Genomic DNA, 24,658 nt, shown 5'->3' on the forward strand with positions numbered 1-24,658 from the left:
CTTATATAGACCAATATCTAGCAGTTAAAATAATATTAATGTGAGGAGATACATATTTATGAAAGTTTATTTTAATGAAGACACTTATCATACTCCAGCGGACACCCAAAGGTTTCTATTGGACAGACTTTCTCTAGGTACTCGATACTATTTTCACTATAAATTTGCACAGGAAATCTTAAGGGCTAAAAAAATTGCCGATGCTGGTAATTTTAATAGAGGTGAGTGGGCAGAAGCCTCCTACAGGATTATGAAGAATATTGAAAAGTGCGGAGGAAAGTTTCATTTGACTGGTCTAAATAATCTTGTTGAAACACAAAAACCTCTTGTTTTAGTTAGTAATCATATGAGTACTTTAGAAACAATGGTTTTCCCATGTATTATTGCACCAAGAATGTCAGCCAGCTTCGTAATTAAGGCAAGTCTGGCAACCCATCCCTATATTGGTTCCATCATGAGGGCGAGAAAGCCAATTGTAGTTGATCGGGTTAACCCTAGGGAAGATTTACAAAAAGTTATGACTGAGGGTCAGGAAATGTTGGCATCAGGAAGATCTGTCATTATATTTCCCCAGAGTACAAGGGCTTCTGATTTTATTCCAGAGGATTTCAACACCCTTGGTATTAAACTAGCAAAGAGGGCTAATGTTCCGATAATGCCTATAGCCATTAAGACGGATATGTGGGAAAACGGTAAGTACATTCGGGATTTAGGGCCTATTGATCGAAGTAAGCATATACATATGGCTTTTGGTAAATCTATGGAAATAACAGGAAATGGCAAGGAAACACACAAAGAAATCTTAAGGTTTATTGGAGAACATATGAACCAATGGAGACAGGAAAAGTAAAGGGCAAATTTTGTTTGCTTTTAGTTTATTAATTTTATTTGTTGTTATATAATGTGATAAGTTGAGCTTTTAGTAATCAAGTGATAGATACCTAAGATTGGAAAAACATATTTTAGGTGAGGGGGGTAGAAATTTGCTTTTAGGTGATAAGGATATATTAGTCTGGCTTAATCATCTTGGGGGAATTAGCTATAATGTCGTCATGAAATTACAAGAGTATTTCGGAGGATTAGTGGAAATATGGGAGGCTGATGAGAAGGAAGTATTAGAAGCCCTCAATAAACACCGAATAATTGCCAATAGAATTACTCAAAATAGAGATAAAACATTCATTGAAAAGATTTATCAAAGAGCTGGTGAGGAAAATATTAAAATCTTAACCATACTAGATGAAGCATATCCTGATAAATTAAGAAATATATATGATTCACCTTACGTAATATACATAAATGGCAATGCAAAATTTGACCTGCCATTAATATCAATTGTAGGATCGAGGAAAGCAAGTCCTTATGGTAAATGGGCTGCCTATCAATTTGCAAAGGAATTGAGTCAGTGGGGCATTGGTGTTATCAGTGGTCTAGCACTGGGGATAGATGCTGCTAGTCATAAAGGCACTTTAGATAATAAGGGTTACACCATTGGTGTATTAGGTAGTGGTGTGGAACAATGCTATCCTGTTTCCAACTCAGCTATCATGAAGCAGATGATTGAAACAGGTTGTGTACTTAGTGAATATGCTCCCGGAACGCCGCCGATGAAACATCATTTTCCCGCAAGAAATCGGATTATTAGTGGATTATCAGATGGTGTTATTGTTATTGAAGCGGCAGAAAAGAGCGGGGCCTTAATTACTGTAGAATACGCTTTAGACCATGGTAAAGAAGTATATGCATTACCCGGGAATATCAATCAGCTTCAGAGTAAAGGTACCAACAAACTTATTCGCGATGGAGCTAAAATTCTACTAAGCATTGAAGATATTATAGAAGACCTTAAGAAAAGTTATCCCCTCATCAATAATTGTAACAAGGTAGCAACAACTGAACAACTAGGGGAGATAGAAGAAAAAATCTACTCAATTATTAGACAAGGACAAATCTCTATTGATTTAATAGCATATAAGTCTGGATTGAAGATAAAGGACTTAAGTAGTATATTAACAATATTAGAAATAAAGGGGTTCATCAACCAATTGCCTGGCAAAACATTTACAGTGAATAGATAAATTGTTATAATGAGGGGAATTGACTTTGGGAGGTGTAGTAGTTTGGCAAAATCTTTAGTGATTGTAGAATCACCAGCAAAAGCAAAGACCATTAAGAAATTTCTTGGAGCCCATTATGTTGTAAAAGCTTCAGTTGGACATATCATCGACTTACCAAAAAGTAAGTTGGGTGTAGATATAGAAGATAATTTTAATCCAAATTATATTACTATTAGAGGAAAAGGACCTGTTTTAAAGGAAATTAGACAGGAAGCTAAAAAGGCTAAAAAAGTTCTACTGGCTACTGACCCTGACCGAGAGGGGGAAGCCATTTCTTGGCACTTGGCCAATGCCCTTAATATTCCTGAAGACACTCCATGTCGTATCGAATTTAATGAGATAACTAAAAATGCTATCAAAAATGCTATCAAAAAGCCTAGAGCCATCAACAAAAATCTTGTTGATGCTCAACAGGCAAGAAGAGTTTTAGATAGACTAGTGGGATATAAAATAAGTCCACTGCTTTGGAGAAATATTAGAAAGGGTTTAAGTGCAGGTAGAGTTCAATCGGTTGCAACGAAGATTATTAAAGACAGAGAAGAAGAAATTAATGAATTCCAGCCTGTAGAATACTGGAGTTTAATGTTAGAAGTAGCTAACAAGAAGAAGGAGAAATTTGAAGCTAAATTCCATTCTGACCATCAAGGCAATAAGGATCTTAATAATCAAGATGAAGTTGAATTGATTCTAAGTAGAATCAAGGATAAGGACCTATTGATAAGCTCGGTGAAAAAGAGTGAAAAGAAAAGAAATCCTTACTTACCTTTCATCACCAGCACATTGCAACAGGAAGCCTCCAATAGGTTAGGGTTTTCTACAAAGAAAACAATGTCGATTGCACAGCAGCTTTATGAAGGTATAGATATTGGAAAAGAGGGGACCGTAGGTCTCATCACCTATATGCGTACTGACTCTACCAGAATTTCCGAAGAAGCTAAAGAAAATGCTAAAAATTTAATCTTAGAAAATTTTGGAGAAAAGTATCTTGGAAAGGAAGGGACGACGAAGAAAAAAGAGAGTAAAAAGGATAAGAAAGATATTCAAGACGCCCACGAGGCAATTCGACCTACATATGTGGATAAAGATCCCGATTCTATTAAGAACTCCCTTTCTAGGGATCAGTACAAACTATACAAGCTCATCTGGGAAAGATTCATCTCTAGTCAGATGGCACCAGCAATTTTTGATACTTTGTCAATTGAACTAGAAGTTGAGAAGATTAACTTCAAATCCTCTGGATCACGATTAAAGTTCGATGGATTTTTAAAGATATATAGTTATGCCAGTGTATCAGAGGACGTTAATCTGCCCCTTTTGGAAGAGGGAGAAAAAATCAGTATCATCAATCCAGTTCCAAAGCAACACTTTACTCAACCACCGCCTAGATTTACAGAGGCGTCTTTAGTAAAGACTATGGAGGAGTTAGGCATAGGAAGACCAAGTACCTATTCACCAACCATTTCAACCATTTTATCAAGAGGATATGTGGAAAAAGAAGGTAAGAACTTAAAACCAACAGAATTAGGAATTATTGTTACGGAAATTTTAGAAAACTACTTTGGAGATGTGCTGGATGTTAACTTCACTGCTGGTCTGGAAAAACAACTGGACGAAGTTGAGGAGGGCGGCGAGGACTGGAGACAATTAATTAAAGAATTTTATGATTCATTTGGTAAAATGTTAGAAATTGCTGAGAAGGATATGGAGGAAATTGATTTAGTCGAGGAAAGTGATGAAGATTGCAAAGTCTGCGGTGCTAAAATGTTGATTAAGCATGGTCGATATGGTAAGTTTTTAGCCTGTTCTAATTACCCAGAATGCACCCACACAGAGCCAATCGTTAACAAATTAGGAATCAAATGTCCTGACTGTGAAGATGGAGAAATAATTGAAAGAAGATCTAAAAAAGGAAGGTTGTTTTATGGATGTAGTTCCTTTCCAAAGTGTCGATTCGTATCTTGGAATAGACCAATAAATCGAAAATGCCCTCAGTGTGAATCTATTTTAATTTATAAAAAGAGTAAAAAGGGCGATAAAATAGTGTGTAGCCATAAGGAATGTAAGTTTGAAGAGAATGTAGAAAACGAAAATTAGAAATTGATTAATAATTACTATTGATTCTAGTTTTCAATTATGTTAATATGTCATTTAGACTGAGATGAAGAAGAAGTATCGATTGATTTAGGATTTAAGTTTTAGCTCCATTTATGGGGTAACAATTTGATACATAATGTTAAATGTGTAATTATTCAAAAAATTTACTGCGATATTCTTGATGAAATATTAGGAGATTGCATAAGAAGGGGTATAAAAATCCTTTTAACAGAAGATGATATAATTAATAGAAAATTATTACACAAATAGCAGATATGTAATATTGACTAAGTACATAATACTAAATTACACTTTAATCGAATTTTTGATCTGACCTTCATCAGGATACATACATTATAAAAGAATATAATTTTCTAGATACAAAGGAGGAAGTATAATGGCAAGTGCTTTATTAGAAAAAACCAGAAGAATTAATAGAATACTACAGAAATCGGGAGAGCATTCAATATCATTCAATGAGTTGAGTAGAATTCTAAGTGAAATTTTAGACGCCAACGTTTACGTAGCAAGTTCAAAGGGAAAGGTTTTGGGTGTAAGTTTAACTGATACATCTGATATTCCAATTGTTGTTGATGAAAAAACAGCTGAAAAACGGTTTCCAGAAGAGTACAATGAAGAAATGCTAAGAATCCTAGAAACGAAATCTAACATTACACAAGACGAGCTACTGCAAATCTTTAAATACGACGTTGAAAGCTACAATAAGTTAGTAACTATTGTTCCAATTAATGGTAGTGGACAACGATTAGGAACTTTAGTATTAGCAAGACATGCTAACCAATTTACTGATGAAGATTTAGTAATGGTTGAGTATAGCTCTACGGTAGTAGGCTTAGAAATTCTAAGAGCAAAATCTGAAGAAATTGAAGAAGAAGCTCGAAAGAAGGCCGTTGTACAAATGGCTATTGGTACTTTATCATATTCAGAGCTAGAAGCTGTTGAGCATATTTTTAATGAATTAAATGGTAGTGAAGGTTTACTGGTAGCAAGTAAAATCGCTGATAGAGTGGGGATTACTAGATCGGTTATTGTAAATGCCCTAAGAAAATTTGAAAGTGCTGGAGTAATCGAGTCAAGATCTTTAGGTATGAAGGGAACTCATATCAAAATATTAAACAATCGTCTAATGGAAGAGTTAAGAAAGCTAAAGAGATAATTTGAAATTGCAAATAAAAAGGTGCATCCCTATCAGATGCACCTTTTTTATTTGTATAAACTGAAATTTATAATTATACACATCATGCATGTTTTGTTGTCACATAAAGGTCTGGAGTTTAGTTATAATCATGGAATGTAATTAATGGTAAATTTGAATTTTAACCTAACTGTAACAGTGTTTTATCATGATTTCTTTTATAATTAAAATAAACAAAAAGTAATTTTGGAAATAACAATCATAATTTGACATAATATGTTTACTTAAAAAAGTTTTAAATTATTTTAATATTTAAATAGGATATCCCCAAAACGTTGAAAAACAATATTCTTTGTTCTTATTTCTTTGTAGGCCCATAGTCCTGCTTGTAGAAAAATGCAAAAAAAAGAAGGAAAATGAAAAAAAATGACAAAATATACATTCTATATTACTATTAGCAAAGGGTACTAAATAGCTTAGGTTGGTTAGATTGTTTTCCTTTAGTGCTATAGTCCTGTTTGTAGAAAAATGCAAAAAAAAGAAGGAAAATAAAGAAATATATCAAATCATATAAGGTGGAGATGATTTATTCATTTTTACACTATTCAATTATTAAGGGTTCTTAATTGCTTTTGGTCAGCGAGGAAACATCGAATTGTCAAGTCAATTATATAGGAAAAGGTGTCGTTATAGTTATACGAAACTTTTATAAAATTAAGGGATACTTAAATAAAAAAGTCTAAATTAAAAATTACAAGAAAATCATCTATCGGTATAAGAGGATATAGTCTATTAAATTAGGAGGTAAATGAATGTATAATCAAATCAACCTATTATCAAAAGCCCTCAATGCATCTTGGAAACGGAATGAAGTCATTGCTAACAATATAGCAAATGTAAATACTCCCAACTTTAAGCGATCTGATGTGGAGTTTGAAGAAATCCTCAAGAGGTATGTAAATGGAGATGATTTAACAGGGGTAACAACCCACCAAAATCATATCCCAATAGGGGTTAGGTCAATAGCTGATGCGGAACACAAGGTGGTAAATAATGGTGGTTTTAGTACAAGGCGAGATAAAAATAATGTAGATATAGATGTGGAAATGGCTGAATTAGCTAAAAACACAATTACATTCAACACATTGTCTACTCAACTTAATAATCATTTTTCTAGATTGAGAATTGCAATAAATGAAGGGAAGCGATAATAATGTCAATATTTAATTCCATCAATATAAGTTCATCTGGATTAACAGCTGAAAGATTAAGACTGGATACAATATCAAAAAATATTGCAAATGCCAACACAACGAGAACCAGTAATGGTGGTCCTTATCGTAGACAAGTTGTGGTATATAAGGCTAAAGAAGGAGAAGGCTCCTTTGCCAGTTTTTTAAACAATGCTAAAGGCAATCAATCTGGTAAGGGTGTGGAAGTCGTAGGGATCAGACAAGACACAACGCCTTTTAAACGGGTATATGAACCAGGTCACCCAGATGCAGATGAAGAAGGTTATGTATTGATGCCCAACGTTGATATCGTGACAGAAATGGCGAATATGATTTCAGCTTCAAGAGGGTATGAAGCTAATGTAACAGCAATGAACACGACAAAAAGTATGGCCATGAAGGCACTTGAATTAGGAAGATAGCGGGGGATAAGAGATGAAAATTAATGGAATTTCAATAAATAATGAAATACATAGGATTAAGGGATTGGGATTGTTTGATGAGGCATCGGAAAAATCTCAAGGAAATTTTAAGGAACTCCTTGCAGAGGCAATTAACAATACAAATCGCTTGGAAAAAACAAGTGAAGATTATTCCTTAAAGCTTGCTTCAGGTCAATTGGAAAACATCCACGAAGCTATGATTGCAGCGCAAAAAGCTGATACTTCCTTGCAATTTATGATGCAAATTAGAAACAAGGTGTTAGACGCCTACCGAGAAATTACTAGAATGCAGATCTAAATATAGCAGAGATGAGGTGATTCAATGCCGGAAGCATTACAGAAAATAAGCGGACAACTGAATGATTATTTTCAGGGCATGGAAAAGAAACAAAAAATGCAGATGTTTTTTTCGGGGGTATTTATACTACTTACCTTAACCGGACTAATTTTCTTTTTTACTAGAGTAGAATACGTCCCATTATATACAAATTTAGATCCAAAGCATTCTGGAGAAATTTTAAATGTACTGACAAGTAATAATATTGAAGCTAAGTTGGGAGAGGCCAGTAGTACGATAATGGTTAATGAAAAGGACATGCAGAGGGCACAAGTAGTGGTGGCTACAGAAGGTTTACCCAGTGCCAGATTCGGGTACGAAGAGGCATTAACTAATTCGAGCTCTTTTATGATGACTAGCGAAGAAAGATCTCAAAGATTTCTAATAGCTCAGCAAAATCACCTGGCCCAGACGATAGAAGAAATATCAGGGGTCAATCGAGCGGTGGTTAATTTATCTGTTCCTGAAAAGACTGGTTTTGTTTTTAATAATAACCAACAACCGTCTAAAGCATCAGTGTACTTGGATTTAAGCCCAGTTACAAAGTTAGACAATAACAGTATTAACGGGATTGCTGTATTGGTATCCAATGCTGTTGAGGGATTGGATGTAGAAAATGTTACAATCCATGGCAATGATGGGAGGGTGCTTAATCCTAAAAATACAGAGGATGGAGCCTTTGGAGTAAATGATCAGTTAAATCTTAATAATGTTATAAAGCAGGAGTTAGAAATCAGCATCTCAGACTTTCTATCAACTGTTTACGGTTATGGAAATATAGCTGTAATGGCGAATGTCCGTTTAGACTTTGATAGTGAAGTTACAGAGATAAAAGAGTTTTCTCCACCCATAGAAGGTGAAACCAATGGAATCGTTAGAAGTATGCAGAAGCTTCAGAGTTCTTCTGTAAACTCCAGCACCGGTGGGGTACCAGGCACTGATCCAAATACAGAAACTCCCCAGTACGTTGAAGCTGATCAATCGGAAGCAAAATATGAAGAGGCTAACGAAACTATTAATTACGAGATTAATGAATTAAGAAAAAAAATAGTGAAGGCTCAAGGCCAAGTTAGGGATATTACAGTGGCGGTATACATTAATAGTAGTTCTTTGAACAATGGAGATCTGTCGGATTCTGAGAAAAAAGAACTGATTAATATCATATCTGCAGCTGCTGGATTAGATACAAAAGTTGTACAAGTTGGTATTAAAGAGTTTAATAACTCACTACCACCACATGTACAGGACGCCTTCAACACTGTTGAATCTAGAGGTCTAAGGGATTTACCTTTAGGATTGATTGGTGTATTGGCGGCTGTAGTGATGGGTGCTGCGTTCTTTGCAGTAGCCCAAATCAGAAAGAAGAAGAAGGTTGAATTACCACCAGTCATTGAAACCATTACTCCAGAAGAATACGAAGACATTGATTTAGAACTTTCTGGTTCTCAAGTGAAGCAACAGATAGAAAAATTAGTAGCTAAAAAACCTGAGGCTGTGGCTCAGCTACTCAGAAATTGGTTAAGCGAAGAATAGAGGTGTGAGGATGGCTAGAAAGTCCGTAAAAACGGAATTGTCTGGAAAAGAAAAGGCAGCAATTTTACTGATTAGCCTTGGCCCTGAATTTTCAGCACAAATATTTAAACATTTAAATGATGAAGAAATCGAAGAACTAACTTTGGAAATTGCCAATATGAGAAAAGTATCTCCGGCTGAAAAGGAAAGAATCCTTTCAGAGTTTTATGAAGTCTGTATTGCTCAAGAATATATATCAGAAGGGGGAATTAACTACGCAAAGGACGTTTTGGAAAAAGCACTAGGTTCACAAAAGGCAATGGATATTATCAATAAGTTGACAGCCTCCCTACAGGTAAAGCCATTTGACTTTGCTAGAAAAGCTGATCCAAGTCAGTTGTTGAACTTTATCCAGAATGAGCACCCCCAGACCATCGCTTTGATATTATCCTACTTGCCATCCATGCAATCGGCACAAATATTATCTGCTCTTCCGCAGGCAAAGCAATCAGAAGTAGCTCAAAGGATAGCCATTATGGATCGTACCTCTCCAGAGGTAATCAAGGAAGTGGAGGCAGTCTTAGAAAGGAAGCTATCTTCTTTAGTAAGTCAGGACTATACATCAGCAGGAGGAATTCAGTCTATAGTTGATATATTAAATGCTGTTGATAGAGGAACAGAGAAAAACATTATGGATACCTTAGAGATTTCTGATGCTGAATTAGCTGAAGAAATCCGTAAGAGAATGTTTGTGTTTGAAGATATCATTAGTCTCGATAGTACAGCTATCCAGCGATTCATTAGGGATATTGACAATAAAGAGCTGGCAGTTGCATTAAAGGGTGCTACAGAAGAGGTTGCCAATGTTATCTATGCAAATATGTCTAAACGTATGGCAGAGATGATAAAAGAGGACATGGATTTCATGGGACCAGTAAGATTAAGGGATGTGGAGGAAGCGCAACAAAAGATTGTAAATATCATCAGAAAGCTGGAGGAGGCAGGAGAGATTATCATTGCCCGTGGTGGAGGAGATGAGATCATTGTCTAAACCAAGAGTATTTAAATCCTCAAACATTATACTAGGAGAGAAGAAGGAGATCAGCTTTTCAGAACTTCAGAATTTAATAAAAATCAAGCAGGATGAATTTGAAAGAGCTCAACTACGGGAGGGGGAAGATGAAGAACCTCCAGTTGATCTAGAAGAATTGAATCAGCAGGCGGAAATGATTATAAGTCAAGCTGAAGAGATTAGTCAACAAATGATTGCAGATGCGCAAAAAGATTCCCAATCAATTATTCAAGAGGCCTATATAGATAGTCAATCGATATTTGATAAAGCTAAGGCGGATGGATATGAAGAAGGGATGATTCAAGGAAAAAATGATGGCTACCAAGCAATGGAGGAAATTATTCAAGAGGCAGCCGAAATTAAGCAACAATCTTTCTTGGAAAGGCAACAAATGGCTAAGGCCTTTGAAGGGGAGGTCATCCAATTAGTTATTGAAACTGTTAAAAAGGTTATTGGACATGAAATCAACGAGAATCATGAACTGCTCTTAAATCTAGTTATGGAGGGGCTTCAAAAGCTTACCTTTGCAGAATCGCTGATTATTCGAGTAAGTGAAGAGGATTATGACCTAGTTAATTCATCAAAACATAGGATTTACATGATGACAGAGGGCGTTGAGAAAATGGAAATCAAATGCGAACCTTCCTTGTCACCAGGAAGTGTTTTGATTGACACCCTATCTGGAACAATTGATTCCAGCATTGATACCCAAATTAAAACAATTGAAAAGCTCTTTAACGAGCTTTTACGAAGTGAGTGAAGCAGATGAAGACTAGTCTACTAAAAAAATATTATGACAACTTAGATAGGACTGACTTAATTAAATATACTGGTAGAGTTTCACAAGTAATCGGCCTCACTATTGAATCCCAGGGACCTGCTGTAAAGATCGGAGAGGTATGCATTATCTATCCCCTTAAAGGGGCGGTACCTGTTCTGTCTGAAGTAGTGGGCTTCAAGGGGAAACATGTTCTCTTGATGCCTCTTGGGGAAATGGAGGGGATTGGTCCTGGTAGTCTTGTAGAGGCTACAGGTGACACCCTAAGAGTCAAGGTGGGAGATGAACTTTTAGGTCGAGTATTAGATGGGCTAGGTAATCCGATAGATGGAAAAGGTGCTCTAGGCACCCATAGGACATATCCTGCTATGGGAATCCCGCCAAACCCACTGGCACGAACTAAAATTAGCCAGCCACTATCTGTGGGGGTAAGGACAATTGATGGATTACTTACCTGTGGTAATGGTCAAAGGATAGGTATCTTTGCCGGGAGTGGAGTTGGTAAAAGTACCATGTTGGGGATGATTGCCAGAAATACGCAAGCGGATGTAAATGTTATTGCACTGATTGGAGAGCGGGGTAGAGAGGTTAAGGAATTTATTGATAATGACCTACAGGAGGAAGGATTAAGTCGTTCTGTTCTGATAGTGGCAACATCGGACCAACCACCCCTTGTTAGACTTAAGGGAGCCCTATTAGCTACCTCGGTAGCTGAGTATTTTAGGGACCAAGGTAAAAATGTAATGTTAATGATGGACTCCCTCACAAGATTTTCTATGGCCCAGAGGGAGGTGGGACTAGCCATCGGAGAGCCACCGGTAACAAAGGGATACACTCCATCGGTATTTGCTATTTTACCAAGGTTATTGGAAAGGTCAGGAACATCTGATAAAGGAGCTATTACTGGTTTATACACTGTACTGGTGGATGGTGATGATATGAATGAACCAATAGCCGATGCTGTAAGGGGAATCTTGGACGGACATATTGTTCTATCTAGGAAGCTTGCTAATAAAAATCACTATCCAGCCATTGATGTGCTAGCAAGTATCAGTCGTGTTATGAACAATATTGTTGACAAAGAACACTTATCCATCGCCTTTAAAATAAAAGAAATCCTATCAATCTATCGTGAGGCAGAGGATCTGATAAATATTGGAGCCTATGCTCGGGGCACAAATCCCAAAATAGATTATGCTATAGCTAAAATAGATGCAATTAATGAATTCTTAAGACAGAGTACCCATGAGGAATCTTCCTACGAAAAAACCTTAGTACATCTCAAACAACTATTTAAAGATTAAGCAAAGGAGGTAACAAAGTGGCTAGAAGATTTTCCTATCGATTTGAAACAATTCTGAACTTAAAAGAAAAGAATGAAGAAAATGAAAAAAATAATCTTGGAATAGCAACAAAGTCATTACTACAAGAGGAAGAACATCTAACCAGCTTGTTGCAACGAAGACATGAAGTAGCCAGTGAAATTCGAATCAACAGCCAAAAAAAGCTTCAGATTAGAGACCTACAACACTACGCTTTAAAACTAGAGTTTATAGACGGACAAATTAATCAACAGAGGACTAACGTAAATCAATGGGAAAACAAAGTTGACCAATGTAGGCTACAATTGATGGAGGCGAAAAAGCAAACAAAAATATTTAACCGAATTAAAGAAAAAGATTTTGAAGACCACCATTATATGGAGCTGAAGGACGAAGAAATGTTTATAGATCAATTGGTTTCCTTCAAAGCAGCTTGTAAATAAGGAGGATAAAATGGCCAGTAGTGAAGATGCAAAGAAAAATGGAATTATGAAGCCTATTATCATTATAATCGTTACTTTTTTAATGGTACCTCTCTTAACAGTAGGCATAATCTACTATGCGGATGAAAACTTTCGATATAAAGCCGATGAAACCCTATCTAATTATTTACCAGGTAAGCTAGGGGACGTGTTTGCTAAGAAGCCTACTAAAGAAGAAAAAGATTTATTAAAAATACAAATTGCAAAGAAATATGCTACTTATGAAGATCATCGGCTTGTTGATAAACTCAAAATTATCAAGTCTAAGGATGAATCACTTTTTAACGAATTTATGATTTTGCTAAACCGTGAAAATCCATCCAAGACTGCAAGGGTACAGGAAACCCTACGTCTAGGAGAACTAAAAAGCGATATTTATCAACAGCTCCTTACAGAAATAAATGTTGAACAGGAGGAAACGGTGGATTCACTTATTGAGTATTATTCCTCCCTTAATACTAATGGAGCCATTAAAGAGATCGAAAGAACTTTTAATTCTGGTGAGCTTTCAATAGAACTTTTACCTCTTGTGTTTGATAAGTTGCCAGTAGAGCAGAGTGCCTTGTTTCTTGAAGGCCTCAACCAAGAAATAAAAGATAAAGTAGAAGCTAGATTAATACCTTCTAAAAAAGCAGAAATAGAGAAAGTCATTGAATCAAACAGATTACGCAACCAAGAGCTAGCATCTTTGGCAGAGGTTTATAAAGAAACTCCCTTAGAGGAATTAGTTCAAAAAATAGGCTCTGCTGATCAGTACAATATCAGTGAGTTAGCAAAACTATATCAAAAGCTACCAATTGGACTAGCTGGAGAGGTATTAGCTAGGGTGGAGGATCAGGAATTTATCGGTAATCTTTACAAAGCCATCACTGAGTTAGAAAATTTAAACACTGAAACCAGTGGACTATCCAATCATTTGGCTGCTTCAGCCTTAATACAACAAGAGTATGAAAAGAAATTGCAGGAGTTAGCACAAGTATATGAAAAACTTCCCATTATCGAACTAGCCAGCCTAGTAAATGAAATGTTACAGACGGAACGTACCTACAAAAGGCACCAGTTGCCTGAAGGAACAGAAATTATTTTTACTCAAGAGCAATTGGTGGTGGATGTACTTAGAAGGCTAAAGCCAACATTAGTTGCTAAATTAATGGAGGAACTGGAGACTTCAAAGTCTGTTGAATTATCAAAAAAATTAGTTACTAAATAATACGGCTTGAACTTAATGTGAAGGGAGGTGAAATGAAAAATGATGGTAGATATGATGATTAAGGCAGTTAATATTACACATAGTTTGCAGCAACAAAAAAATAGCAGAACAAATGGCAACAGTGATTTTAATGCTGTACTTAATGGTGCTAGGAATACCTCTGAAGATACTAAAGCCCCTGAGAAAAAGGAAATTACTCAGCCGGGTCCAGTAAAAAAAGAGCCTAAAGCTAATAATGCTTCTGAAATGAAAAATCTCAAAGATCAAACTCCCATAGAAGAGGAGGACAAGATTGAAAATGATTCTAAAGTAGAGCAGGAGTTAGCAGCTTTAATGGAATTACAGCTATTACTTAAAAAGCTTGAGGAAGAAAATATCAATCCAGACGAAGCATTAGCTATATTAGGTGAGATTGCAGGCTTGTTGGAATCTATTAGCCCTGAACTTTTAAAGGGAGAACTCTTAAAGCTACAAGAAGCTCTAAATGCATCTGGCGTAGACTTGGCTTTTGAAGAAGGCACGATTAAACTAGACAGTATCAAAGAAATTCTACCAGCTTTGATTAAGCAAGTAAATGAAAAAGTTTCTCATCTTGAAGAAAGTCTTTCTTCGGGTGAAAATTTTGCTGCAGGTACAGAAGAAAAAACAGTTGCAACCTCATACCATGCAACAGATGGTTCCAAGGATGTAGATGTTGAACAAGCCCCCACCCTAGAGGGAAATGAAGAAGTTTTATTTGATCAAATTGATTTAAACCCTAAGGGCAAGGGCAAAGATGTTACGATAACAGAGTCTGCAGAATCTGCTGAAGAGTTGGTGTCTGTTGAGGAAGTAAGTGAATTACCCCTTAATAGAGGAGATGTTTCTTTAAATCCAGCTAAGTTCACGCAAAAACTAGAAGCAACTTTAGTGCAGACATTACCAGAGGTGGATGCCAAGGCTTTAGTTCAAGAGGTAGTCAATAAGGTACAAATTCTTGTGCAAAAGGGTAAAAGTGAGATGAAAATACAGCTTACTCCAGAAAATCTTGGAACCCTACATATCAATATTTCCCTTGATAAAGGCACTATGACGGCTAAAATGTTCGCTGAGAACCAACACATCAAGGAGATGATTGACGCCAACTTAAATCAATTAAAGATTGCTCTAGGAGATAAAGGACTAAATATTACTAAGCTAGAGGTAGCGGTTGGTCATAACCAAGAAGATTTTAACAGATCTCAATATTACCCTCAAAGACAAAGAAACAAACAGTTAAAAATTAGGCGGGTAAATCAAGCTAATTTAGTGGGGACAGAGGCGTCAACCTTCCTAGAGGAGGGGGGGAGTAAAAATCCTTATGTTGTTAATTCAAAATTTAATGGTTTAGCATAAAAGAAGGAGGGATACCTGATGGATGTATCACAAGTTGCAGGCAATTACAAAACCTATGAACCGAATCAAAAGAAAAATTCCAATGAAATGAATAAGGATATGTTCTTAAAACTATTGATTACACAAATGAAAAACCAAGATCCACTAAAGCCTATGGAGGACAAGGAATTTATTGCTCAGATGGCTCAATTTACATCATTAGAGCAAATGAAAAACCTAAACGAGAATATGCAAACCTCTCAAAACTCTATAATGGATCATATTATGCAAATGAATAATAACTTGGTGAAAAGTCAAACCACCATAGCCAATACATTAGACTCCATTAATGATTCTATAACGAAGCTATCAGACCGTTTAATTGCGGTGGAGGAAAGCAAGTAAATAGATTTTATTAGGGATGTTAGGAGGGTGTAAATTGTATAATGACATTAAAATTAAAAACAACTCCTTACAACAGCCTAAGATGCAACCACTGAAGCAGAACTATAGGGACCAAACCAGTTTTAATAGGATTCTCCAAAATCAGATTCTACAAAATCAAGAGATTAAATTTTCTAAGCATGCTATTGAAAGATTAGACAAGAGGAACATTCATTTGTCGCCTCAGGACATAAAGAGGCTAAACCAAGCCTTTGGCATTGCTTCCCAAAAAGGCATTAAAGAAACTTTAATTATGATGGACAACAGAGTCTTTGTTGCCAGTGTGGCGAATAAAACCATTATAACGGCAGCGGTTGGAGATCAGTTGAAGGAAAGTGTTTTTACCAATATTGATGGTGCTGTAATGATCTAAGCCGGACCGACTTAGGAGGCTTACCATCCCTGATTGATGGATGGGATGGAGTACCAATTATAAGGATAGGAGGTCGTTAATTATGATGAGATCAATGTTTTCTGCTGTTTCGGGATTAAGAGCCCACCAGACAAGAATGGACGTTATCGGTAATAATATTGCCAATGTTAATACAGTAGGTTTTAAGGGGTCTAGGGTAACCTTTCAAGAGGTGTTCAGCCAAACCCTTAGGGGTGCAGGATCTCCACAAGCAGGAAAAGGTGGAACAAACCCTCAGCAAGTAGGTCTAGGAATTAACATCGCTTCAATGGATACCTTTCATATTAGAGGGGCAGTGGAAAGAACTGACTATAATACAGACTTAATGGTAAATGGTGATGGCTTCTTTGTTGTTGCAGATGATCCAAACTACTTGAATAGGAGTTACACTAGAGCTGGTAACTTTGCATTAGACCAAGCTGGTAATTTAGTTACTGCAGATGGCTACAAAGTGCTGGGGTACAGAGCAGATGCGAATGGAGTACTACAGTCTAATATGGAGGGACTACAGGTTTCTAAAGCCACAACCTTTGATGCTAAGATTACTGAAAATGTTGGGTTTGAAGGCAACTTAAATAGTGAAACGGTAACCACTACCACTTATACAACACCTCCAGCTGGAACAGTTGGAGCTGATGCGACTTTTGTATATATGGAAAAAGCATTACCAAGTGGTGCTACTGCTTACGAAATCAACCCTTTATATGAAGATTCAGTGGCTAGAGAAACCACCTATGAGGTGTATGACAACTTAGGGGGAATTCATAGAATAAAGCAAGCCTTTATTAAGACCTCAGACGCTCCAAGTACATTTACTGTGGAATCCTTCTATATTAATGCTGATGGCAGTATGTATCACGCTGGTGCCGGTGACTTCTCTGGAGCTGCTGCAGCTGTTCAATTTGATCTCAATGGAAAAGTTTCTAGTCCAACCACTCTAAATTTAGTGATTGGAGCACCACTAACGAATGGTGCGGGACCAGTTAACTTCGAAATAGATTATAATAACTTAACAATGTTTGCAAATACATCTACTGCTTCTGCTACGAGTATAGATGGTTTTAAGCAGGGAACGTTAGATGATTTTACCATCGCCAGCACTGGTGAAATTATGGGGGTTTTTGATAACGGGCAGAGAAAATTATTAGGGCAAATTGCTTTAGCAAACTTCAAGAACCCTGCTGGTTTAGAGAAGACAGCTTCCAATATGTATAGAAACACCTCCAACTCTGGACAAGCCATTGTAGGAGTACCTGGTTCTGGTGGATTCGGCAACTTAAACCCTGGGGCGTTGGAGATGTCCAATGTAGACCTTTCAAGGGAGTTTACGAATATGATTACAACTCAAAGAGGGTTCCAAGCAAACTCAAGAATCATTACCACCAGCGATGAAATGCTTCAAGAAGTTGTTAACATGAAACGATAGTAAAAGGCAATAAACATGATGTTACATAAATATTAAAAAATCCCCCTAGTCCCTTAGGGGCTAGGGGACTTAAAGGAAGATAACCATGATTAAATTAAAGAGACTCAGGGGATCAGAAATCATCATCAATGCAGAATTGATTGAGTTGGTGGAGGAAACTCCCGATACTGTCATCACTTTAACTAATGGTCACAAGATGGTGGTTTCCAACAGTGCAGATGAGATTATTAGATTGGTTATAGAATACAGACAAAAAATCAACATTGGTTTCTTAGAGAAAAATACATAGAACCATAGAAATGAGGTGTAGTCTTGGATATAGCAACGATAATAGGAATTGTAGTGGGTTTAGGTTTCGTTATTATGGGAATCATGGATGGCGGTGATATTGTATCATACTTCAATTTACCATCCATCTTGATTGTTATGGGGGGAACAATTGCAGCTACCTTTGTAGCATATCCTATGCAAAAGGTACTGGAAGCTATGAAGGTTGTTTCTAAAGCCTTTACCCATAAGCAGGAGGATCCAGGTGATATCATTCACAAGATTATAAACCTAGCGAATATTGCAAGAAAAGAAGGGTTACTAGCTCTAGAGGAAGCATCTGAAAGTGTCAATGATAATTTTCTTAAAAAAGGAGTCATGCTGATTGTTGACGGTACTGACCCTGAATTAGTAAGAAATCTATTGGAAACTGAGTTGGCCTTTGTAGAGGAACGTCATAAGAATGGACAAGGAATCTTTGAAGCAATGGGGGCATATGCGCCAGCCTTCGGGATGGTTGGTACTTTAATAGGACTAATAAACATGTTAAAAAAATTGGATGACCCATCTTCAATAGGCCCTTCGATGGCTGTTGCCTTAATCACTACTTTTTATGGTTCTTTACTGGCAAATTTAATTTTTCTACCGATTGCCAATAAGCTGAAGCTTAGAAGTAGGGAAGAAATCCAGAGAAAAGAAATTATGGTGGAAGGATTACTTTCTATACAGGCAGGGGAAAATCCACGAATTATTGAAGAAAAACTAAAGGCCTTCTTACCACCAAAGGTAAGGGAGACACTGGATCATAAACAGGAAGGCGTGGGTGCCAATGGCTAGAAAAAAACGAGAAGAAAGTCCACCTGCAGGTGCGCCATTGTGGATGACCACCTATGGAGATATGGTGACTTTACTACTTTGCTTCTTCGTACTACTTTTTTCCTTCTCAGAGATTGATGTTCAAAAATTTGAAGCAATTATATCCTCTTTTAATGGTTCCATAGGGATTCTTGATTCAGGTAAAACTGTTGAACCATCTCCAAATATATCTGAGGCGATGAAGGAAGATCAGATCACAAACCAACTGGAAGAGTGGGAAGATTTTAAAAAACTTCAAGAATTGATAGAGCAATATTTAGCTGATAAAGGGCTTAATACAGACGTTCTAGTTTCTCTTGAAACCCGGGGCTTAGTCCTAAGATTTCAAGATAATGTTCTTTTCGACTCAGGTAAAGCTGACCTAAAGGACACCTCAAAGGAGATTCTTATTTATTTAGCTGAATTTTTAGCTGCTGAAGAGTTTAAGGGAAAGCATATAAGAATTGAAGGTCATACGGATACAGATCCTCTACGTCCTAATTCAAAATTTGAAACGAACTGGGAGTTATCTGTTTCAAGAGCAGCCAATGTTGTACGGTATTTAATAGAGGAGATTGAACTTGAGCCAGCTCGATTTTCTGCCTCTGGGTATGGGGAATATCATCCAGTGACTACTAATGATACGATGGAAAATAAAGCTAAAAATCGCCGAGTAGATATAGTTATATTGAGGTCAGAAGATGAGATTTCTTTACCCTAGATAAAATGGAGGATGATTTATGGAGACTAAAAAAATTATAGTATACGCTCTGATTGGTTGTATTCTATCAGGCTTGGTATTTGGGACAATATTATATTTTGCTGTTTTCAGAAATCCGCAAGAAGCAGCAAAGGAAGTTAAGACCTATGAGTACACGATGGGGGATTTCACAACAAACCTCAGTGGCACTAGGGTTTATTTTAAAGGAACGATTGTGATTGAAACCAGTGATAAAAAATTACCTGAAAAGTTTCTAGAGAAAAACTCTGAGCTGAGGGATGGAATTATTCAAACTCTAATCTCTAAAAAACCAGAGGACATACTGGACTTAAAGGGACAGCAAAAACTTAGAAATGAAATCAAAGCAATAGTATCAAGGGTAGTGAATTCTGATGAAATTACGAATGTTTATTTTATCGACTACATTATCCAGTAGGAGGTGAAGTAGTTGTCGGATATATTATCACAAAATGAAATTGATGCCTTGTTGAAAGCCATAAGTACCGGTGAGGTAGACGCTGAAGAAATTAAAGAAGAAAAGCAAGAGAAGAAGATTCGAAGCTATGACTTCAAGAGTCCAAAGAAGCTGGCGAAGGATCAACTTAGGACACTACAGATTATCCATGAGAACTTTTCTAGACTATTGAATACCTTCTTATCTGGATACTTAAGGAGTTATATCCACACTGAAGTTTTGAACGTAGAGGAATTGGCTTATTATGAGTATAGCAATTCTATTGTAAATCCAGCAGTCCTTACAGTAGTCAATCCTTATCCTCTTACAGGACAAATCGTAATGGAGGTTTCTCCTTCAATTGCTTTTACTTTTATAGATCGAATTCTAGGTGGAAATGGGAAACCATTTGATGAAAAGAGAACCTACACTGAGATTGAAATTACATTAATCAAAAAGCTCATGAAGCAAATTCTTGATTTAATGATTGACCCTTGGGAAAATGTGATCGAGTTACAGCCCAAATTAGATAAGATTGAAACTAATTCCCAGTTTGTGCAAATTGTTTCACCCAATGAAACCATTGCTCTAATTACTTTGAGTCTAAAAATAGGTGAAGTAGAGGGAATGATGAATGTATGTATTCCCCATATCGTTATAGAGCCAATATTAGAAAAGCTAAGTACAAAGTTCTGGTTTTCTAGTATTAGCAAATCCGTCACAGATAATGATAAACACACCCTAAAGAAAAGGGTCGAAAGAAGTCATATAAATATTGCAGCTATCCTTGGGGGTACTAGAATTACAGTTAAAGATTTTCTTGAACTACAAAAAGGCGATGTAATTATGTTGGATGATCCAGTGAACGAAGAAATCGAAGTTCAGGTTGGAGACAAACATAAATATTTCGGGGTACCTGGAACCGCTAAAAACAAATTAGCCGTTCGAATTACAAGGATTGAAAAGAAAGGAGATGAACTAGATGAGTAATATGCTATCCCAAGAAGAAATAGATGCACTACTCAGTGGAAGTAGCTCCTCCACGCCCGATACCAGCCATGAAGAGGAATATGAAGACTTTGCCGAAGATGTAAAGGATGCCATTGGTGAAATTGGTAACATCAGCATGGGTACGGCTGCTACTGCATTATCAACCCTATTGGGAAATCGAGTGAATATTACAACACCAAAGGTGTCCCTATTAGATATAAATGAATTATCCGATCAACACCCACTTCCCTTTGTAGCAGTTGATGTTAAGTATAAGGAAGGAATAAAGGGATTAAACGTTTTGATCTTAAAGGAAGATGATGTAAAGATTATCACTGACTTAATGATGGGCGGAAGTGGACAAATTAGTTCAGAGCCTTTATCAGAGCTACACTTAAGTGCAATAAGTGAAGCTATGAATCAAATGGTGGGTTCTTCTTCAACGTCACTTTCGGAGATGTTCTCTAAGAAAATTGATATCTGTCCACCAAGGGTATTTAGACTTGACTTTAATTCAAAGGACTTTACAGATGTATTTCCAGAACTAACAATGAAATTCATTAAAATTTCTTTCAGAATGGAGATAGGAAGTTTAATTGATAGCGAGATCATGCAGCTGATTCCACTGGATTTTGCTCAAGAGATGGTGGATAAGTTAATGAATGCTTATGGTATGCCTCAACAGGAAGTGATTAAGTCAACCCCTGTAGAAATCCCACAACCAGCATCAGTGCAGCACCAAGAAGCTCGTGTTGAAATACCACAGCAACCAGCTCCTCAACCCCTTGTACAGCCGCAGGTACAACCACAAATGCAGCCACAACCTCAATCGCAGGTGGTTAACCCAGTAAATGTACAACCATTGCAATTTCAATCATTTGATGAGCCTAGCAATAAAGGGGTACCTGTAAATATTGATTTAATCCAAGACGTACCGTTAAATATTACAGTTGAGTTAGGTAGAACAGTTAAAAGAATTAGTGAAATACTAGAATTTGGGCCAGGTACTATTGTCGAGTTAGACAAACTAGTAGGTGAACCATTGGACATTTTGGTTAATGGACAATATGTTGCTAAGGGTGAGGTTGTCGTAATAGATGAAAATTACGGTATTCGTATTACAGATATTGTTAATTCAGCTAAAAGGTTTGGGAAATTATAAAAAAAATTAAAAGATTTTAAAATAGGATATGAAAATCGATTGAATTCATATAAGTATAAATTATATAATACAATATAGACGACTTTTATCGTAAATTGTACAATGCGCATTCAGAAGTAAACAAGCAGAAAAACACATATATTTTAAGGAGGAGTTTCTGATGTCTAAAGGAATTTTAATCGTTGATGATGCAGCTTTCATGAGAATGATGATTAAAGATGTACTTTCAAAAAATGGTTTTGAGGTGATTGGAGAAGCTGAAAATGGAGCTAAAGCTATTGAAAGGTTTAAAGAGCTACAGCCAGCCCTTACAATTATGGATATTACAATGCCAGAAGTTGATGGGATCCAAGCTGTGAAGGAGATTAAGAAGATTGATCCAAATGCCAAAGTAATTATGTGTTCTGCCATGGGACAACAAGCAATGGTAATCGAGGCAATTCAAGCAGGAGCAAAGGATTTTATTGTGAAGCCTTTCCAGGCTGATCGTGTTATCGAGGCAGTAAAGAAAGTAATTGGTTAAGCTGGTGGAAGTATGATAGAGCAAATATATGGTGGAATGATGATGTTGGTAGCAGTAGGCGTAGTTTGTATTCTTGCCTACTTGACAACCATCTTAGTCACCAAAAAATCAAATGGCTTACTGCTGAAGACATCCACGGTAAAGGTTCTCGAAAGAACTTCAATTGGCATTCAAGCAACAGTAACCATTATTCAAATTAAGAACAAAGTATATTTATTGTTGAACCAAGGTAAACAGGTAACAGTATTAGATGCCATAGATATTCAAGAATGGTATAAGAGTCCTCAGTTTGTTCCTTCTGTAGAGGAAGGAACAGGAGCATCAATGCCTACCCCAATGGGATATATCCTAAAGAAATTTAAGGATTCTCAGTTAAATACTAGTCATAGAAAAGGTAATGGTGGTAACACAGATGATAAAAGCTAAAACAGAAAAACAAAGAAAAACCTTTAACAAAGTTGGTATAATCTTAGTCGTAATGATGATTTTTTGTTTTCTAGGTTCTTTTGAAGTCTATGGACAAACATCATTACCCATTCCAAGGATAGGATTGAATATTGAAGAAGCAGAAAATCCACAGCAGGTGGCAACGTCAATACAAATTCTATTCTTATTGACGATTTTATCCATAGCGCCGTCTATTTTGATTATGATGACTGCTTTCACAAGAATTATTATCGTTTTATCCTTTATTCGAAATGCCATTGCCACACAACAGACGCCTCCAACTCAGGTTTTAATAGGCCTGGCATTATTTTTAACTTTTTTCGTTATGGCTCCTATTGCATCAGATATTAATCAAAATGCTGTTCAACCCTATTTAGCTGAAGAAATCTCTGATGTAGAAGCACTTGAAGCTGCAATGGAACCTTTGAGGGAGTTTATGTTCAGACAAACAAGAGAAAAGGATTTAGCGTTATTCATTGAAGTTTCAAATAGTGAAGCGCCTGAAAACCTTGACGATATTGCAACGTCAACCTTGATCCCAGCCTTCATTATTAGTGAGTTAAAGACAGCATTTCAATTGGGTTTCGTCCTCTTTCTACCATTTATCGTTATTGATATGGTGGTGGCCAGTACTTTAATGTCCATGGGGATGATGATGTTACCCCCAGCCATGATTTCTTTACCCTTCAAATTATTATTATTTGTAATGGTGGATGGCTGGAATGTGATAATACGTTCAATTATAACAGGATTTAAGTAGAGGTGAACATATGAATGAGGCAGTGGTAATAGAACTAGGACAACAAACATTGTATACTATATTAATCTTATCAGCACCGATGCTGGGAATAGGGCTTTTAGCCGGTCTAGCAGTGAGTATTTTCCAAGCTACAACCCAGATTCAGGAGGCTACATTAGCCTTTATACCTAAAATCGTAGCCATCTTTGCTTCTATAGTAATATTTGGCCCATGGTTGTTATCTACAGTGATAGAGTTTACGACTAACTTGTTTTCAAATCTAAGTAGTTTTATACAGTAAAGAGTGATTACTATGGAACAATTGACAAACACAATATTGGCTAATTTCAACCTTTTTATTCTAATTTTGATAAGAGTGACTGGGATATTTGTTGCAGCACCAGTCTTTGCCCGTAATAACTTTCCTATGCTATTAAAAGTTGGACTTTCCGCCACTATATCCTTCATACTTCTACCTACTTTAGGGGAGGGCTACATGTTAGAAATCAATGGATTTCTGCAGTTAGGATATTACTCTATGATGGAGTTTTTGATTGGACTTCTTATAGGATTTATATCCTTCACCTATTTTACTGTCATCTATGTAGCAGGTACGATTATTGATGTTCAGATGGGTTTTAGTATGGTAAATGTTTTTGATCCCCAGACCAATACTCAGGTCCCCATTATGGGGAATTTTTATAATAATATCATCTCTCTGCTCTTTATTGTTATGAATGGCCATCATTTGCTGATTAGAGCTTTAGTGGGTAGTTATAGGCTCTTACCAGTGGGGTTCACCTTTACCATTGGAGATAATGTAGTTGTCCAAATGACTATGATTTTTTCAGAAATATTTATTTTAGCTGTTAAATTTAGTGCACCAGTTTTGATTACAGTTATTTTAGTCGATATACTACTAGGGGTTTTAGCAAGAACAATGCCCCAAATGAATGTTTTTGTTGTCGGTATGCCTCTGAAGATTGTAGTTGGGATGGTGATGATTTTGATTACGTTACCATTTGTAATCCCATTTTCAGAGATTTTATTTAACAGAATGTTTGAGTCGGTTTTCGATATACTGAAAATCCTATCAAAGGGATGATGACA

General features: G+C 36.5%; 28 protein-coding genes. All 28 read left to right on the top strand.

The window, feature by feature from the left end:
- The first annotated feature begins 58 nt into the window (after window positions 1-58).
- Complete coding sequence (locus JOC73_RS00775) at window positions 59-850, top strand: lysophospholipid acyltransferase family protein (RefSeq protein WP_204399932.1); 792 nt, start codon at window positions 59-61, stop codon at window positions 848-850.
- Between the two features lie 133 nt (window positions 851-983).
- A complete protein-coding gene (gene dprA / locus JOC73_RS00780) occupies window positions 984-2,078 on the top strand; it encodes a DNA-processing protein DprA (protein WP_204399933.1) in 1,095 nt (364 codons plus the stop codon).
- Window positions 2,079-2,120: 42 nt separating this feature from the next.
- The gene (gene topA / locus JOC73_RS00785) at window positions 2,121-4,211 is read left to right on the top strand and encodes a type I DNA topoisomerase (protein WP_204399934.1); all 2,091 of its coding nucleotides are present in this window, start codon (window positions 2,121-2,123) and stop codon (window positions 4,209-4,211) included.
- Between the two features lie 397 nt (window positions 4,212-4,608).
- Window positions 4,609-5,388, top strand: a complete 780-nt coding sequence (gene codY / locus JOC73_RS00790; protein ID WP_204399935.1) for a GTP-sensing pleiotropic transcriptional regulator CodY — start codon at window positions 4,609-4,611, stop codon at window positions 5,386-5,388.
- 791 nt (window positions 5,389-6,179) lie between these two features.
- On the top strand, window positions 6,180-6,578 hold the full coding sequence (gene flgB / locus JOC73_RS00795; protein WP_204399936.1) for a flagellar basal body rod protein FlgB: 399 nt from the start codon (window positions 6,180-6,182) through the stop codon (window positions 6,576-6,578).
- A 2-nt stretch (window positions 6,579-6,580) separates the two neighbouring features.
- On the top strand, window positions 6,581-7,021 hold the full coding sequence (gene flgC / locus JOC73_RS00800) for a flagellar basal body rod protein FlgC (RefSeq protein ID WP_204399937.1): 441 nt from the start codon (window positions 6,581-6,583) through the stop codon (window positions 7,019-7,021).
- A gap of 13 nt (window positions 7,022-7,034) precedes the next feature.
- The gene (gene fliE, locus JOC73_RS00805) at window positions 7,035-7,340 is read left to right on the top strand and encodes a flagellar hook-basal body complex protein FliE (RefSeq protein ID WP_204399938.1); all 306 of its coding nucleotides are present in this window, start codon (window positions 7,035-7,037) and stop codon (window positions 7,338-7,340) included.
- 24 nt (window positions 7,341-7,364) lie between these two features.
- The gene (gene fliF / locus JOC73_RS00810; protein ID WP_204399939.1) at window positions 7,365-8,912 is read left to right on the top strand and encodes a flagellar basal-body MS-ring/collar protein FliF; all 1,548 of its coding nucleotides are present in this window, start codon (window positions 7,365-7,367) and stop codon (window positions 8,910-8,912) included.
- A 10-nt stretch (window positions 8,913-8,922) separates the two neighbouring features.
- Complete coding sequence (gene fliG, locus JOC73_RS00815; protein ID WP_204399940.1) at window positions 8,923-9,942, top strand: flagellar motor switch protein FliG; 1,020 nt, start codon at window positions 8,923-8,925, stop codon at window positions 9,940-9,942.
- On the top strand, window positions 9,935-10,723 hold the full coding sequence (locus tag JOC73_RS00820) for a FliH/SctL family protein (RefSeq protein WP_204399941.1): 789 nt from the start codon (window positions 9,935-9,937) through the stop codon (window positions 10,721-10,723). The genes fliG and JOC73_RS00820 overlap by 8 nt, the downstream gene beginning before the upstream one ends.
- Before the next feature lie 5 nt (window positions 10,724-10,728).
- Window positions 10,729-12,045 (top strand): flagellar protein export ATPase FliI, encoded by a 1,317-nt coding sequence (fliI, locus tag JOC73_RS00825; RefSeq protein ID WP_204399942.1) that lies wholly within the window; start codon window positions 10,729-10,731, stop codon window positions 12,043-12,045.
- Between the two features lie 17 nt (window positions 12,046-12,062).
- Window positions 12,063-12,506 (top strand): flagellar export protein FliJ, encoded by a 444-nt coding sequence (gene fliJ, locus JOC73_RS00830; RefSeq protein ID WP_204399943.1) that lies wholly within the window; start codon window positions 12,063-12,065, stop codon window positions 12,504-12,506.
- Window positions 12,507-12,516: 10 nt separating this feature from the next.
- Entirely contained in the window at window positions 12,517-13,755 is a 1,239-nt protein-coding gene (locus JOC73_RS00835) for a hypothetical protein (RefSeq protein WP_204399944.1), read from the top strand.
- Window positions 13,756-13,794: 39 nt separating this feature from the next.
- Window positions 13,795-15,129, top strand: a complete 1,335-nt coding sequence (locus JOC73_RS00840) for a flagellar hook-length control protein FliK (protein ID WP_204399945.1) — start codon at window positions 13,795-13,797, stop codon at window positions 15,127-15,129.
- A gap of 18 nt (window positions 15,130-15,147) precedes the next feature.
- Complete coding sequence (locus tag JOC73_RS00845) at window positions 15,148-15,513, top strand: flagellar hook assembly protein FlgD (protein WP_204399946.1); 366 nt, start codon at window positions 15,148-15,150, stop codon at window positions 15,511-15,513.
- 34 nt (window positions 15,514-15,547) lie between these two features.
- On the top strand, window positions 15,548-15,925 hold the full coding sequence (locus JOC73_RS00850; RefSeq protein ID WP_243427817.1) for a TIGR02530 family flagellar biosynthesis protein: 378 nt from the start codon (window positions 15,548-15,550) through the stop codon (window positions 15,923-15,925).
- Between the two features lie 82 nt (window positions 15,926-16,007).
- Window positions 16,008-17,390, top strand: coding sequence for a flagellar hook protein FlgE (locus tag JOC73_RS00855; protein WP_204399947.1), 1,383 nt, complete (start codon window positions 16,008-16,010; stop codon window positions 17,388-17,390).
- 85 nt (window positions 17,391-17,475) lie between these two features.
- Window positions 17,476-17,679 (top strand): flagellar FlbD family protein, encoded by a 204-nt coding sequence (locus JOC73_RS00860; RefSeq protein ID WP_204399948.1) that lies wholly within the window; start codon window positions 17,476-17,478, stop codon window positions 17,677-17,679.
- A 23-nt stretch (window positions 17,680-17,702) separates the two neighbouring features.
- Window positions 17,703-18,494, top strand: coding sequence for a flagellar motor protein (locus tag JOC73_RS00865; protein ID WP_204399949.1), 792 nt, complete (start codon window positions 17,703-17,705; stop codon window positions 18,492-18,494).
- A complete protein-coding gene (locus JOC73_RS00870; protein ID WP_204399950.1) occupies window positions 18,487-19,233 on the top strand; it encodes an OmpA/MotB family protein in 747 nt (248 codons plus the stop codon). Before JOC73_RS00865 ends, JOC73_RS00870 begins: the two co-directional genes overlap by 8 nt.
- 19 nt (window positions 19,234-19,252) lie before the next feature.
- The gene (locus tag JOC73_RS00875; protein WP_204399951.1) at window positions 19,253-19,669 is read left to right on the top strand and encodes a flagellar basal body-associated FliL family protein; all 417 of its coding nucleotides are present in this window, start codon (window positions 19,253-19,255) and stop codon (window positions 19,667-19,669) included.
- 12 nt (window positions 19,670-19,681) lie between these two features.
- Window positions 19,682-20,677, top strand: a complete 996-nt coding sequence (gene fliM, locus JOC73_RS00880) for a flagellar motor switch protein FliM (protein WP_204399952.1) — start codon at window positions 19,682-19,684, stop codon at window positions 20,675-20,677.
- Window positions 20,670-21,839 (top strand): flagellar motor switch phosphatase FliY, encoded by a 1,170-nt coding sequence (gene fliY, locus JOC73_RS00885; RefSeq protein ID WP_204399953.1) that lies wholly within the window; start codon window positions 20,670-20,672, stop codon window positions 21,837-21,839. The genes fliM and fliY overlap by 8 nt, the downstream gene beginning before the upstream one ends.
- Window positions 21,840-21,999: 160 nt before the next feature.
- On the top strand, window positions 22,000-22,362 hold the full coding sequence (locus tag JOC73_RS00890) for a response regulator (RefSeq protein ID WP_204399954.1): 363 nt from the start codon (window positions 22,000-22,002) through the stop codon (window positions 22,360-22,362).
- A gap of 12 nt (window positions 22,363-22,374) precedes the next feature.
- The gene (locus tag JOC73_RS00895) at window positions 22,375-22,788 is read left to right on the top strand and encodes a flagellar biosynthetic protein FliO (RefSeq protein ID WP_204399955.1); all 414 of its coding nucleotides are present in this window, start codon (window positions 22,375-22,377) and stop codon (window positions 22,786-22,788) included.
- Window positions 22,775-23,569, top strand: coding sequence for a flagellar type III secretion system pore protein FliP (gene fliP / locus JOC73_RS00900; protein WP_204399956.1), 795 nt, complete (start codon window positions 22,775-22,777; stop codon window positions 23,567-23,569). Before JOC73_RS00895 ends, fliP begins: the two co-directional genes overlap by 14 nt.
- A 10-nt stretch (window positions 23,570-23,579) precedes the next feature.
- Window positions 23,580-23,849 (top strand): flagellar biosynthesis protein FliQ, encoded by a 270-nt coding sequence (fliQ, locus tag JOC73_RS00905; RefSeq protein ID WP_204399957.1) that lies wholly within the window; start codon window positions 23,580-23,582, stop codon window positions 23,847-23,849.
- A 12-nt stretch (window positions 23,850-23,861) separates the two neighbouring features.
- Entirely contained in the window at window positions 23,862-24,653 is a 792-nt protein-coding gene (gene fliR / locus JOC73_RS00910) for a flagellar biosynthetic protein FliR (protein WP_204399958.1), read from the top strand.
- Window positions 24,654-24,658: the final 5 nt, after the last annotated feature.

Source organism: Alkaliphilus hydrothermalis (assembly GCF_016908555.1).
Taxonomy (GTDB): Bacteria; Bacillota; Clostridia; order Peptostreptococcales; family Natronincolaceae; genus Alkaliphilus; species Alkaliphilus hydrothermalis.